At 64.5% G+C, this 14,293-nt stretch carries 12 protein-coding genes and 1 pseudogene; 3 read left to right on the forward strand and 10 right to left on the reverse strand.

The genetic code is table 11. From position 1 onward, the window contains the following. Positions 1-125: 125 nt before the first annotated feature. The 7 genes from gcvH to idi all read right to left on the reverse strand — a co-directional run bounded on the left by gcvH (position 126) and on the right by idi (position 4,556). Complete coding sequence (gcvH, locus tag J1M87_RS03190; protein ID WP_206487739.1) at positions 126-530, reverse strand: glycine cleavage system protein GcvH; 405 nt, start codon at positions 528-530, stop codon at positions 126-128. Between the two features lie 40 nt (positions 531-570). Then, positions 571-1,323 (reverse strand): DUF881 domain-containing protein, encoded by a 753-nt coding sequence (locus tag J1M87_RS03195; protein WP_206487741.1) that lies wholly within the window; start codon positions 1,321-1,323, stop codon positions 571-573. A gap of 3 nt (positions 1,324-1,326) precedes the next feature. Next, the gene (locus J1M87_RS03200) at positions 1,327-1,755 is read right to left on the reverse strand and encodes a small basic family protein (RefSeq protein ID WP_206487743.1); all 429 of its coding nucleotides are present in this window, start codon (positions 1,753-1,755) and stop codon (positions 1,327-1,329) included. After that, positions 1,752-2,555 carry a DUF881 domain-containing protein gene (locus tag J1M87_RS03205; protein WP_241256300.1) on the reverse strand — a complete coding sequence of 268 codons (804 nt, stop codon included), beginning with the start codon at positions 2,553-2,555 and terminating at the stop codon, positions 1,752-1,754. Before J1M87_RS03205 ends, J1M87_RS03200 begins: the two co-directional genes overlap by 4 nt. A gap of 56 nt (positions 2,556-2,611) precedes the next feature. Beyond that, a complete protein-coding gene (locus tag J1M87_RS03210; RefSeq protein WP_206487747.1) occupies positions 2,612-3,214 on the reverse strand; it encodes a CDP-alcohol phosphatidyltransferase family protein in 603 nt (200 codons plus the stop codon). A 70-nt stretch (positions 3,215-3,284) separates the two neighbouring features. Next, positions 3,285-3,920, reverse strand: coding sequence for a CoA pyrophosphatase (locus J1M87_RS03215; RefSeq protein ID WP_206487749.1), 636 nt, complete (start codon positions 3,918-3,920; stop codon positions 3,285-3,287). 27 nt (positions 3,921-3,947) lie between these two features. Next, the gene (idi, locus tag J1M87_RS03220) at positions 3,948-4,556 is read right to left on the reverse strand and encodes an isopentenyl-diphosphate Delta-isomerase (protein ID WP_206487750.1); all 609 of its coding nucleotides are present in this window, start codon (positions 4,554-4,556) and stop codon (positions 3,948-3,950) included. 182 nt (positions 4,557-4,738) lie between these two features. Between idi and J1M87_RS03225 the strand changes: the two genes are divergently transcribed. Together J1M87_RS03225 and J1M87_RS03230 are read left to right on the forward strand one after the other, a co-directional pair. Beyond that, positions 4,739-4,996 carry a BatC protein gene (locus J1M87_RS03225; RefSeq protein WP_206487752.1) on the forward strand — a complete coding sequence of 86 codons (258 nt, stop codon included), beginning with the start codon at positions 4,739-4,741 and terminating at the stop codon, positions 4,994-4,996. After that, complete coding sequence (locus tag J1M87_RS03230) at positions 4,993-6,255, forward strand: cupin domain-containing protein (RefSeq protein WP_206487754.1); 1,263 nt, start codon at positions 4,993-4,995, stop codon at positions 6,253-6,255. Before J1M87_RS03225 ends, J1M87_RS03230 begins: the two co-directional genes overlap by 4 nt. A 6-nt stretch (positions 6,256-6,261) precedes the next feature. Here J1M87_RS03230 and J1M87_RS03235 read toward each other — a convergent pair whose 3' ends face one another. Together J1M87_RS03235 and J1M87_RS03240 are read right to left on the reverse strand one after the other, a co-directional pair. Beyond that, positions 6,262-7,023 (reverse strand): SDR family NAD(P)-dependent oxidoreductase, encoded by a 762-nt coding sequence (locus J1M87_RS03235; RefSeq protein WP_206487756.1) that lies wholly within the window; start codon positions 7,021-7,023, stop codon positions 6,262-6,264. 27 nt (positions 7,024-7,050) lie between these two features. Beyond that, positions 7,051-8,847: an acyl-CoA dehydrogenase gene (locus J1M87_RS03240; RefSeq protein ID WP_206487758.1), complete on the reverse strand. Its 1,797-nt coding sequence runs from the start codon at positions 8,845-8,847 to the stop codon at positions 7,051-7,053. 276 nt (positions 8,848-9,123) lie between these two features. Between J1M87_RS03240 and car the strand changes: the two are divergent. Next, positions 9,124-12,651: pseudogene (gene car, locus J1M87_RS03245) on the forward strand (carboxylic acid reductase). Positions 12,652-12,709: 58 nt separating this feature from the next. On the opposite strand, the gene J1M87_RS03250 reads toward car, so the two are convergent. Beyond that, a complete protein-coding gene (locus J1M87_RS03250; protein WP_206487760.1) occupies positions 12,710-14,293 on the reverse strand; it encodes a regulator in 1,584 nt (527 codons plus the stop codon).

Raw genomic sequence — 14,293 nt, forward strand, 5'->3', positions numbered from 1 at the left:
GGCGTTCGGTGTTGCGTAGTACAGCTTGCTGGACCTGCGCCCCGACAGGGTATTCGCTCGGTGTCGACCGTACCCTGCGCGACAGGGGCCGTGTGGCCGGTTGGCCGGTGTCGACAACTGACCGATCACTCGGCTGTGATGAGAGCATATCCGGCGGCGTCGAGCATCTGCGCCAGTGCCGCTTCCAACTCCTCCGACGAGGAAACCTCGAGGTCGATCAACCAGCCGCCGGAGTACGGGGCAGAGTTCACCTTGTCCGGCTCTCCGTCCAGATCCTGGTTCACGCCAGTCACTTTCGCAGTCAGTGGGCTGAACACGTCGGAGACGCTCTTGGTCGATTCGACTTCGCCCAGAGATTCGCCTGCGGTGACGGCGTCGCCCACCGCAGGTAGCTGCACGAACACCACGTCACCGAGTTGGCCCTGCGCGAAATCGGTGATTCCGATTCGCACCGTCGCGGGCCCGGTGCGCTGCACCCACTCGTGCTCGGGGGTGTAGTACAGATCAGCTGGTGCTTCGATGTCGCTCAACGCGGCATTCCCTTCGATCGTGGCCCGGGCGATCGGGCTGTCAGTTTCCGGGCTGAGCGTATTGACGCGGGCGCGGATCCCGCAAGGCGGAGACCGTGACCTGGTCCGACTGAGTGATGCTCGACGTCGCCCCGTTGCGAGTGACCGTATCGACAACTCCGCCTGGGATGTTCAGTGCCGATGCCAACGTGGGAGGGTCCCCGATGGCTGTGAAAGTGTATGGGGCCTGCAGTTCTCGACCGTCGACCACGATCCGCCCCGCGGGGCCGGCGATCCAGGAGTCGACACCGATCCGGACGGTGTCGCCGCCGCCGCCCTCGATCTGGATTGCTTCGGCACCGGCGGCCCGCAACTCCTGCATCGCGTCGAGCAGCACGGCCGATCCCACACCCGAGTTCGGGTCCTCGATCACCAAGGCCACCCCCGGGCCCTGAGCAGCGACGGTCCCCACTTGAATCGACAACGCCGACAAGCGTTCCTGAGCTTGTGCAACTGCCGCCTCCGAGCCGGACCCGGACTGATTCAGGGTCGCCAACGTGCTCTGAAGTGTGCTGATCTCATCACGGATCGATGCCTCACGGCGGGTCAGCGAATCCAGCAGGATCAGCAGGTCCTCGGGCCGGGAGCTCTCCAGGTTGTCGGCGGTACTCGTCTCACGAACCTGCGTGGCGATACCGATTCCGAGAACGCACAGCAGTGCGAGCGCGAGGAGGCCGAATGTCGTTCCGAGCCTGCGTCGATTCGAGTCGGGGCGGCGGGCACGCCAGCCGTGCCGGTTGCTGCGTTCGGCCATCGTCTACGCACCGAACAGTCGGCGACGCAGAGCGGCAGCATTACCGAAGATCCGAATGCCGAGAACCACGACGATGGCCGTGGACAACTGGGTTCCCACCCCGAGCTGATCACCCAGCCACACGATCAGTGCGGCGACGAGGACGTTGAAGACGAACGAGACGACGAAGACCTTGGCATCGAAGATGCCGTCGAGAAATGCCCGTAGACCACCGAAGACCGCATCGATCGCGGCGACGACGGCAATGGGAAGATACGGCGCGACGACAGTGGGAACCTGCGGGCCTGCGACCGTGCCGATGACAACTCCGGCGATCAAGGCAATGAGCGCGGCGAGGGCGTAGGCACCGTGAGTGGTGGTGATCTGCTTCTCCGCAGGCGACTCCGCGTCGACTTCGACCGGTACGGCAGTCGTCGGATCGTGCTCCGTCATGGTGGACCGGCCTCCTCTGCCTCGAACGACTCTCTCACAACGGCTGGACCGAGTTCGAGATCGGCGGCCGGGCGCACCGAGAACCCGACCCCGTACAGCTGAGCCACCGTACTCATCCGCAGGTAGGCGTCGCTGACGACGAACTGAACCTGCATACGCTGTGGCGGTCCTATCGCGTCGATGTCGTACGGCGAGCCGATCGGGCGATTGTCGACGAGCATGGCGCCACCGGCCTGCCTGATCGTCACGTTCGGGCCGACTCGGATGTCGTTGACGGACACCGCCTCGGCACCGCTGACCCACAACGAGTTGACGATCGATGCGATGTCTCGATCGAGCACAGCGGCACCGGAACCCGTGCGGGCCGACGAACCCCTCTGGCCCGATGGCTCGGTGACGGTGACCGACAGGCCAGGACCGACGACCGTGTCGATTCCTGCGGCAGATTCGACGGCGCTCAAACGGTCCAGGAGGGCATTACCGGAGGCGTCCGCATGCAGAGCACGATCGCGCTCGATCGATACCCTCTCGGCGAGGTCGTCTCGTGTCGTTTCGAGTTCCGCGCCGCGGTCCTGTGCGGACCGGACAGCGGCCGAGGCATCGGCACCGGCGCGTTCGACGGCGGCCCCGGAAACCAATTGGGAAAACGCGATGCCGAATATCACCCCGATGACGACGGCCCCGGTCAGCAACCAAAGCGCCGCCGGTATTCGCGGCTCGCGGGTGTGTCGTGCGGTCTGTTCGTCGGCCGCAGCGCGGTATCCCGGATCGAGATGATCGGTCAGCAACGAGGTCAACAACGACGGGACAGGATTTCTCCGTGGACCTTTCGGTGGTCGCTGCGCGGGCTCCGCCGTCACATGCCGGCCTCGGTCGGATCGACTGCCCTGGCGACGGCGATGGCCTTGCCCAGGTACAACACGCCGGTCCAGGTGTACAGCACGGTGCCCCAGATCAGCAGTGCGTAGCCGAGTGGGCCCGCGGCGTCGGCCACCGAACCGGTGCCGGTCGACACCAGCAGCACCGGCAGCGCGATCATGACGACGAACGTCGCGGCCTTTCCGAGGTAGATGACGTCCGGCGGCGGGAGCGAACGACGTCGGTAGACGAACATGGTCAACCCGAGCACGATGTCGCGTCCGATGAGGATCGCGGCAACCCACCACGGGATGATCCCGCGCAGCACGAAGGCAACCAGGGTGCTGACGACGTAGAGCCGGTCGACCAAGGGATCGAGAACCGCACCGAGCTTCGACGCCTGACCCAGTAGTCGCGCGAGTTTGCCGTCGAGCCAGTCGGTTCCGCCGCTGACGAGCAGGATCACCAGAGCCCACCCGTCGGCTTCGGGGCCGAGCAGCAAGTACAGGAACAGGGGAACGCCTGCGAGTCGGATGGCGCTGAGGAGGTTGGGAACGGTGGCGATGCGATCGGAGACCTCGAGTTCGCTGCTGCCCGTCATCGATGATCACCTCCTGACGTTGTGCTCGTCGTGCGCACGGGCGCCGTCCGCACCCGTGTCTGCGGCTACGTTAGCGCCATGCGAACACGGGCTGCTCGAAGTCCGCGACTCGGGTGTGGCGACCGTGCAACGCAACCTCGCGGAACTGGTGAACGATTGCGCCGGTCGGAGCATGGATGGCCCCGGTTCGGTACGGCCACCTGATGACCGGTCGGGGCGACTCCTCGATGGCCACGAATTGGGCGTCCACGTCCAGCTCGTCGACCGTCACCTCGAACACCTCGGCTACCTCGTCTGCACTGGGCCGCATCGAGGACGAGTAGTCCCCCACCCACACGACGAACGGCGTGATGACGTAGCCGGATCGAGTGACGTAGTCGTCCAACCTGCCGAGCACGTCGCCCGTTCCGGCACCGATACCCAACTCCTCGTGCAGTTCGCGCAAGCACGCCTGCACACTCGACTCGCCGGGATCCACTCCGCCGCCGGGGAGGGCGTACTGGCCGGGATGCGCGCGAAGTCGGCTCGGTCTCTTCGTCAGGAGCATTCGCCTGTCCCCCGGTGCCCCGCCGACGGCAACGGCGACCGACGCGGCGCGGAGCCCGTCGACGGCGGCCGTGCGATGGGTGAAGCGCGCGAGCTCGCGCGCGATCGACACTCGATCGAGACGGTCCTGGCCGGGCTCACCCGACGTATCGACACTCACTGCGCGATCACCATGGCCTCGACGTGATCAGCCGGTGACGACACGGCGGGCCGCGGGAGGCAGCAGATCGTCGTCTTCGGTCGGCCAGCAGAGCGGCTCGTCGGCCGAAGCGGACAACTGCTCCACTTGTGTTCGACACCACGGCGATACCTCGATGCTGCCGTCGAGCACCCCGGCAGAGAACTCCGGCCACGAGACCCATCGCGTCTCGTCGACTTCGTCGGGATCGGGATCGAGCGTCGCGTTCTCGCCCACGCGCACGCGGTACACCGGACAGATCTCGTTCTCCACGATGCCGTTGTCCATGACGGCTCGGTACCGAAAATGTGGGAGTACCAGTTCGGCCGAATCAGCGCGCAGACCGAGCTCTTCACCGAGCCTGCGCAGCACCGCATCCGCGAGATTCTCACCCGGTGCCGGGTGGCCACAGCAGCTGTTGGTCAGCACCCCTGGCCACGTCTTCTTGCTCGACGCTCTGCGCGTGAGGAGCACAGCACCGTCGGATCTGACGACGTAGCTGGAAAATGCCAGATGTAGTGGCGTCGAGAGCGTATGGACCTCACTCTTGGCCTGTGTACCCACTGCGCGGCCGTCGTCGTCGAGCAGCACTACGTGCTGCGCCCGGGATCGCTCCATCGTTCCATCGTCGCACGGCAGACCCGCGGGTCCACGGTCGAACCGTCGGAGCCGAAGGGGACGCGGAGGATGCGTCGGAAAATCTCGATCCCGCGGCTGTTTGAAAAACAGAGTTTGCGTCAATACCCCCGATGTTCTCGCACTGCGCGGGCACACGAACCTCCACGACTGGAAGGACCTCGATGAGCATCAACGACGACGACATCACCACTTCGGGCGGAGCCGCAGGCGAAGGCCCGGCCGACGGCGGATCGAACCCAGGCGGTCACGACGGCGGAGCAGACGGCTCGCCCGGAGCGGGCGAAGGCCCCGCCGACGGCGGATCCAACCCCAACGGACACGACGGCGGAGCAGACGGCTCGCCCGGAGCAGGCGAAGGCCCCGCCGACGGCGGATCCAACCCCAACGGACACGACGGCGGTGCGGACGGTACCGCTTGATCACTGGGGCGGGCGGCGAGCGCGGATCGGATCACCGGTCCGCGCTTCGCCGTCTCACCGGCGTCGATCTCGACACTTTTGCCGATCGGTTCTGGGGCGTCGCCCCCAAGCTCACCAGGTCCGCGGATCTGCCCGGATCGTTCGAGGACTTGATGACGGTCGACGCGGTCGACGAGCTCATTGCCGAACGCGGCGTTCGCACCCCGTTCGTACGCATGGCCAAGGACGGCCGCCTGGTGGACCGAGCGAAGTTCACCGCCTCGGGTGGGTTCGGGGCCGAGATCACCGATCAGGTGGACTCCGGTGCCGTACTGGAATCGTTCGCGGCCGGAAATACTCTCGTGCTGCAGGGGCTGCACCGGCTGTGGCCGCCGCTGATCCATTTCGTCGGTGATCTCGTTCGAGAACTCGGCCACCCCGTCCAGGTCAATTCCTACGTCACACCCGCTGCCTCGCAGGGATTCTCACCGCATTACGACGTGCACGACGTATTCGTCGTCCAGATCGCAGGCACCAAGCGGTGGACCGTTCACTCGCCGGTACACATGCATCCGCTCGACGACCAACCCTGGTCGGACCGGCGTTCGGCCGTCGAGGAGCGAGCATCGCAGACCTCCGCACTGGACGTCGTCCTCGAACCCGGCGACGTGCTCTATCTGCCCCGCGGTTGGATTCACTCCGCGCAGGCGCTCGGTACCACGACCGTTCATCTCACGATCGGCGTCGCGTCGTTCAACGACTACGACATCGCACAGCGCACCCTCGAAGCACTCGCCGATGTGGAAGCTCTGCGCGCGCCGCTTCCGGCCGGGCTGGACCCGACCGATCTCGAGTCCGTCGGTCCCCACGTCCGTCGAGTGCTCGATGCGATGCGCACCGCCCTCGACGATATGGCCCGAGATCCGGAGTCGGTGCGCCGTCTCGCGAACCGACTCGCCGATCGCTACGACGCTCTCGTTCGCCCGGAACCGGTGCGTCCACTACGCAGTGTCACCGCAATGGAAGCACTCAGTGGCGAGGACTCCATCCGCCTGCGACCCGGCATCCTCGCGCGCATCACGCGCGGAGCCGAAGGGGTTTCGCTCGTACTTCGGAACAAGACCGTGACGATGCCACTTCAGTGCGCCGACGCCCTCGAGCACCTACTGGCCGGTTCGCCGTGCCGACTCGACCTGTTGCCCGGGCTGGACACCGACGACGCGGTGGTGGTCGCACGCAGGCTGATACGCGAGGGCATCGCCGTGTCGGTAACCCACTGACGACCGTCAGGTGATGGTGACACCGCCGTCGACGACGATCGTTTGACCGGTCACGTATCCCCCGGCTGGGGAGGCGAGCCAGATCGCCGAGGCTGCCAGTTCCTCGGGGTCGCCGGTGCGCCCGAGGATCATTCGCGGGGACAGTGAATCGAGGTACCCGGGTCGATAGGAGTCCGTCATCTCGCTCTGGAAGAAGCCGGGCGCAATAGCATTGACCCTGATTCCCTTTCGCGCTCCCCATTGCTGAGCGAGGTCGCGGGTGAGACCGATGATCGCGGCCTTGCTGGCACTGTAGGCCGCTTGCGGTAGGCCCGCGGTGGTCAGCCCGAGCACGCTCGAGATGTTGATGATCGAGCTGCCCGGTTCCATCACCCGGCCGCACGCCTGCGCCGCCCAGTACGATCCGTTCACGTTGATGTCGATGACCGAGCGAAACTGCTCGGGCGTCTCCCGAGTGGCGGGGTACGCGGTGCCCACTCCGGCGTTGTTGATCAGCACGTCGACCTTGCCGAACTCTGCCATGGCCGCGTCGACCATCGCGGTGCACTGGTTCGGATCGACCACGTCGGTCGCCACGGAGATCGACCGACCGCCGACGCTGTCGATCAACTGTGCGGTCTGCGCCAGTTTGTCCACTCGCCGCGCGGCAAGCACCACATCGGCACCGGCCTCGGCTGCTGCTTTCGCGAACGCCACACCGAGTCCTGAGGACGCTCCGGTGACGATGACGACTCGGCCGTCCAGGCGAAACTTGTCCAGAACAGACATCTGCATCGATCTCCTTGTCGGATGTTCTCAGAACCAGGCGGGTGACATATCCAGGGTGGTCCGGTCCAATGCCGCCAGCAGGTCGAGCTGAACCGCTACCTTCGGCAGCTCGTACACGTAGAAGTACCTGGCCGCGGAACGCTTTCCGTCGTAGAAGTCTCCGGTTTCGTCGCTGACGGCCAGCAACTGCTCCAGCCACATCCAGGCGACGACGATGTGCCCCATCGCTTCGAGATAGGCCGTCGAATTCGCCAGGGCCACAGCCGCATCGCCGGTCCCCCACACGGCCGCGGTGACCTCGACGATTCTGTTGAACTGGGCCTGCAACTCGAGGCCGTATCGGGCTGCGTCGCCACCGGCGGTGTGCGCGCGGCCCACCGTCTCCGCGATCTTCTCGCCGAGCAGCGCCAATCCCGCGCCGTTCTGCATGACGACTTTGCGGCCGAGCAGGTCCAACCCCTGAATACCGTGCGTACCTTCGTGAATCGGATTGAGACGGTTGTCGCGGTAATGCTGTTCGACGTCGTAGTCGCGGGTGTAGCCGTACCCGCCGTGCACCTGAACAGCCAGACTGTTTGCTTCGAGGCACCACTGCGAGGGCCAGCTCTTGGCGATCGGCGTCAGAACGTCGAGCAGCAGTGTCCAACGCGCTGCATCTGCGTCGTCGGCGGCCGTGGCCTGATAGTCCACCAGACGCGAGCAGTAGAGTCCGAGCGCCAGCGCACCCTCCACATAAGCCTTCTGTGCCAACAACATTCGGCGCACATCGGCATGCTCGATCAACGCAACCGGGGGCGCTGCAGGGTCTTTCGCGCCGAGCGGCCGTCCCTGAGTGCGTGTCTTCGCATATTCGACCGATTTCAGGTAGCCGACGTAGCCGAGCGAAATGGCCAGGAACCCGACTCCGATGCGGGCTTCGTTCATCATGTGGAACATGTACGACAGTCCGCGGTTCTCGTCGGCGACCAGGAATCCGACGGCCCCGGGTCGACCAGCGGGACCATGAGTTCCGTCACCGAACGCCAACAGTGTGTTGGTGGTACCACGGTTGCCCATCTTGTGATTGAGGCCGGTCAGCACGATGTCGTTGCGCTCGCCCACACCGCCGTCACCGTCGGGGAGGAACTTCGGCACGATGAACAGCGAGATTCCCTTGACCCCTGGCGGTCCACCGGGGGTTTTGGCGAGAACCAGATGGACGATGTTCTCGGTGAGTTCGTGATCGCCACCGGAGATCCACATTTTGGTACCGGTGATACGGAAACTGCCGTCGTCCTGCGGTACTGCTTTCGTGGTGATGTCGGCCAACGACGATCCCGCCTGCGGCTCCGACAGACACATGGTTCCGAACCAGCGTCCGTCGAGCATCGGCCGGACGTAGTCACGTATTTGATCGGGTGTGCCGTAGGTCGCGATCAGATTGGCATTCGCCATGGTGAGGAACGGATAGGACGATGTCCCGGCGTTCGCGGCCTGGAAGAACGCCATCGCCGCCCGAGCTACGGTCGCAGGCAATTGCATACCGCCGATCGACTCGTCGAACTGTCCGGCAATCAGACCTGCCGATGCATAGACGTCGAGAGCCTCCTTGACCTCGGGTATCAACTCGACAGTGCCGTCCGACTTCATGGTCGGCTCCTGCGCGTCTGCTTTCTTGTTGTGCGGTGCGAAGTGCTTGCGCGCGATGTCCGCACTGAGGTCGAGCACGGCATCGAAGGTCTCGCGCGAGTGTTCCGCGAAGCGTGGACGGTTGGTCAGACCCGCCACGTCCAGCCATTCGTACAGCATGAAGTCCAGGTCGCGGCGCGAAAGACCTTCCGACATCTTCATTCTCCGATCGCGAGGGCGCGCCAGCACATCGGTGTTCGCTGTGACGCAGGTGACTACGCCATCACCATACAAGTCGGGATTCGAGCACGTCCCGAGCCTCGACCCCGGTCCTGCCAGTCCACGGACGACGCATCGGAGACCGCATCGCCTATGAGGAGCGTCACGATTGAAACTGCACAACCGTGCATATACTTACCTTGGGTAACGATATGATCGGATGATCGCGATGCCGAAAACAGGTTCGGCGCGCATCGTCGGAGGGAGTCGAGCATGACGCACACACTGACCATCGACAGCGAACATGAGCGAATCAGCAGACTACACAGCCGATTTCAGGAGCTCCACGACAACGATCACGCGTTTCGAGCCGCCGAGCCCGACAGCGCGGTAGCCGACGCGGCGCAGGAACTGGCTCCGAGCCTCGCCCGCGTGATCGCCGAGATCATGGAACGCTACGCACAGCGGCCTGCGCTCGCCCGCCGCGCACGAGAAATCGTATCCAGTGGTGGTGAACGCACTCGCCGGCTGCTCCCGCGGTTCGAGACCATCACCTACGGCGAGGCCTGGAACGACGCGGGTGCGCTCGCGTCGGCACTGACACACGACGATGTCGGTATCGCGCCAGGAGACTTCTTCGCAACACTGGGATTCGCCGGTGTCGATTACGTGATCGCGGAGTTGGCCACGATCAGGCTCGGTGCAATCGCCGTTCCACTGCAGGCCGGAGCCACCGCCGGTCAGCTGTCTGCCATCGCGGACGAGGTCGAACCCGTCGTACTGGCTGCGGATGTCGACAATTTGCCCGTAGCAGTTCAGGTTGCCACGCACTGCCGATCCATCCGCAGGATCATCGTGCTCGACTACGACGGCGCGATCGATGCACACGCGCGAGCCCTGACCGCTGCCCGCGAAGACGCTCGCGAGGTGAGACTGGTCGTGCGTCCACTGAACGAGATGGTCGACGACGGCGTACAGCTTCCCGAGGTTCCGCTGCCCGACGGTGAGGATCCCACCCGGCTCGCGACGCTGATCTACACCTCGGGTAGCACCGGTACCCCCAAGGGAGCGATGCACACCGAACAGATCGTGTGCGGGGCATGGACCGGTGCCCTGCACCGCACAGGGACATCGAGCGAAGCCGCCGACCGGCAGGCCTTTCCGGTCATCACCCTCGACTACCTTCCGATGAGTCACCTGGCCGGCCGCGGACTCGTCTTCACGACGCTCGCCGCGGGTGGGACCGTGCACTTCACCGCAGCCAGCGATCTGTCGACCCTGTTCGAGGATTTCGCACTTGCTCGACCGACGTTGGCACTGCTGATTCCCCGTGTGTGCGAGATGATTCGACACACCGTGCTCGCCGAGATCGACCGGGAACTCCAACGTTCCACGGAAAAGGACGAGGAGCAGACGCGTCGGGCAGTGTTGGAGCGCAACAGAGTCGAGCAGTTCGGCGGGCGGGTTCTGGCGGCGATGGTCGGCACCGCACCGATCGCCCCCGAGGTCAAGGACTTCGTCACAGAACTGCTCGATGTGCATGTCGCGGACAACTACGGCTCGACCGAAGCCGGAACGGTATCGCTCGACGGCGTCGTCGCACGCCCCCCGGTGCTGGAATACAAGCTGTGCGATGTACCGGAGCTCGGATATTTCTCCACCGACACACCACATCCACGCGGCGAGCTACTGCTCAAGACTGCATCGATCATCCCCGGGTACTACAAGCGTCCGGACGTCACTGCCTAGGTCTTCGACGCCGAGGGCTTCTACCGCACCGGTGACGTCGTCGCCGAGATCGGGCCGGACCGGCTCGCATACGTCGACCGGCGCAAGAACGTTCTCAAGCTTGCGCAGGGCGAATTCGTGGCGCTGGCACGCCTCGAAGCGCTCTTCGGTACCAGCGAGCTGGTCGATCAGATCTTCGTGTACGGAAACAGCCAACGCTCCTACCTTCTGGCTGTCGTCGTTCCGTCCCGGCCGGATACCACCGCGGCTGCGATCGTCGAATCACTGCAGGACATCGCACGTACCGAATCGCTGAATTCGTACGAGATTCCCCGCGAGGTAGTGATCGAGAGCCGTGCGTTCACTCAGGAGAACGGGCTGCTGTCCGGTGCAGGCAAGCAATTGCGCCCCAAGCTCGTCGAGCGATACGGTGCCGACCTCGAGCGCCGCTACGCCGAAATGGAGTCGGGTCAGAACGAACGTTTGCGCGAGCTTCGACGCAGCGGTGCCGACGCCCCCGTCTCCACCACGGTCGGTGACGCAGCTCGAGCAGTGCTCGGATGCGAGGGCTCCGAGATCCGTCCCGACGCCCACTTCAGCGATCTCGGCGGAGATTCGTTGTCGGCGTTGACGTTCTCGACCCTGCTGCGTGACATCTACGGTGTCGACGTCCCCGTGGGCGTGATCACCGGTCCTGCGATGGACCTGTCGGCACTGGCCGAGTACATCTCGTCCGCTCGGGACAGCGAGTGCGACACCGCAACATTCGCATCGGTTCATGGTCGCGACGCCGCCGTCGCCCATGCATCCGACCTGCGCCTGTCTGCTTTTCTCGACGATGGACTACTCGATGCCGCCCTCGGTGTTCCTGGCCCGAGAAACAGAACCGATACCGTTCTGTTGACCGGTGCCAACGGATATCTGGGCCGGTTCCTGTGCCTGGAATGGCTCGAGCGAATGGCAGAGGTCGGCGGCACGGTGATCTGTCTGGTACGTGGACGCTCCGATGCCGATGCACGCGCTCGACTCGATGCCGCGTTCGACAGTGGCGACGCCGAGCTGATCGATCGCTACCGGACTTTGGCGAAGGCCGTTCTCGAAGTAGTTGCCGGTGATCTCGGCACGCCTCGCTTCGGCATGGACGAGGATGCCTTCGCGGCGCTGGCCGATCGAGTCGATCGCATCGTCCACCCCGCAGCGCTGGTCAACCATGCACTCCCCTACGAGCACCTGTTCGGCCCCAACGTGGTCGGAACCGCCGAGGTGATCCGGCTGGCGCTCACCCACCATCTCAAGCCTGTCACCTATCTGTCGACGGTCGCCGTTGCCGTGGGCGTCGACAATTTCCGGGAGAACGGCGACATCCGCATCGACAGCCCGTCGCGCGCAGTCGACGATTCGTACGCCAACGGATACGGCAATTCCAAGTGGGCCGGTGAAGTGTTGTTGCGCAATGCCTTCGACGAGTTCGGCCTGCCTGTGTCGGTTTTCCGCTCCGATATGATCCTGGCGCACAGCACGTGGTCGGGTCAGCTCAACGTTCCGGATGTGTTCACCCGCCTGATCCTGTCGGTGGTGGCCACCGGCTTGGCTCCGCGGACGTTCTACGCCCTCGGCACCGGGGCACCGACCGACGAGCAGGGCCGACCATGTGCCCATTACGACGGACTCCCTGCAGATTTCAGTGCAACTGCCATCACGTCCATTGCCGGTGAAGATCTGTCCGGCTACCGAACCTTCGACATTCTCAACCCACACGACGACGACATCTCACTGGACACGTTCGTCGACTGGCTTCGTGAAGCCGGTCGCGATATCGAGATCGTCGAGAACTACGACGAGTGGTTCCGCCGTTTCAGCGACGCGGTCGAGGATCTTCCGGACAAGCAGCGCTCCCACTCACTGCTCCCCCTGATCGACTCGTACGCGCGGCCGCAACCGCCTTCCTCCGGGGCGATGCTGCCTGCGGACGAGTTCGCGGCTGCTGTCGGTGATATTCCGCATCTCGGGCGCGAACTCATCGAGAAGTACCTGGCCGATCTCGTCGCACTCGATCTGGTGAGCGAACGCTAGAGCGGTTCCCGATGCGGGTCGTGCGACCCGCATCGGGTACATCTGCGCCGCAGGCTCGCTAGTGCACCGGCTCGGGTTCCGGTTCGTCCGTGGACCGTGGAGCCGGAATCAGCCTCGAGTACGCCAGACACACCAACCCGAACAACAGATATCCAAGGGCAACTTGGGGGTTGGCTGCCCATCCCACTTCGTGCGAGTGGATCAAGCCGACCCACGCCAATGCTGCGGCTACCCCACCCGCCACTGCGGCGGCGAGAAAACGTTTGTCCAGAACGAACGTGACGATAGTGCCGAGCATGAGCCCGGCAAGCACCGCACCGGATCCGAACATCTTCAGACCCTCGTATACGACACCCGCCTGGCCGAGCGCCTCACTGCCGACCTCGGAAGCCGACGTACCCGCCGCACTGAGCGCATTGTCTATCAATCCGACTGCCCACTCTGCCAGGTTGGGCAGCAGCGCCACCACCACCGCGATGGCGTGCAGCCTCGGTACCGTTTGGAATGCTTGGGCACCGATCAGCAGGCCGATGTAGAGCAGAATCGGGACGATCGCCGGAATGGGCAGAAGTGTTGCCAGCAGCCCGAACAGCCCGAGGAAGCACATCAGCCCGATCGCAATGCCCGACACCAGTGAGTACCCGGTTCGGCCTCCGGCGTCCTTCCAGCCCGGATGGCCGATGTAGACCGCGGGCGGGAAGGGCGATCCGAAGGCAGAGCCGATGATCGCACCGAGTCCGTCCGCGAGCAGCACGCTGCGCAGGTTGTAGTTGTCCCCCGCAGCAGACGCGCTTTCGACGTTGCTCATCGCTTCGGTGAAGTTGTAGACCCCCAACGGAATTGCGGTGGCCAGCAGTGGCGCAAGATTGCCGAGACCATCGAGGAGTAGATCGAGCCGCAGATCGGGCAGGCCGAGTGCAATGTTGCCGGCGGCCTCGGTCACGTCCGGAACGGACATGTATCCGCCGATCCAGCCGATCGCGGTACCCACCAGGAGCGCAGCGAGACCGACCGGAATATTGCCCGGTAGCTTCACATCGGTGAAGAAGCCGATCAGAATGATTGCGAGAACGGGCAATCCGATCCAGGCCGCCTCCCACATCTGAGCCGCAGGTCGCATGGCGATGAAGGTGATGGAGATGCCGGCGAGCGTGCCCAGCATCGCTGCCCGCGGAGTGATCCTGCGAATGTAGGGTCCGACGAACGCCCCGATCATGACGATGATGCCGATCATGAATGCCCAGGCCAGCCCCGCCGCCCACGCCTGCAGCGGGTCACCCGTCGACAGGTAGACCGGCAGCATCACCACGAAGACCACGATGAACATGTGCGGAACACTCGGCCCGTAGGGCAGGGCCGTCACGTCGGTTCGATTCTCGCGCTTGGCCAATCGACGGGCGAGAACCATGTAGTACAGGTTTCCGAGAATCAAGGCGATGCCGAGGGCAGGCAGCAACGTGCCGAGAACATCGCTCCCCGGAATCGCGACCACCGCGATACTCAGGGTCGTCAGTGTGAGCACATTGACGAGTATGTTGAAGCCGAGTCCGAAGAACGCGTTGGTGTCTCCCTTGGTCCACCACGAGAGGCTGAAGGAAGACGGCGGGCCGGCCGTAGTCGAATTCTTGACGTCCGTGGTCAT

Source organism: Rhodococcus sp. KRD162 (genome assembly GCF_017168335.1).
Lineage (GTDB): Bacteria > Actinomycetota > Actinomycetes > Mycobacteriales > Mycobacteriaceae > Rhodococcoides.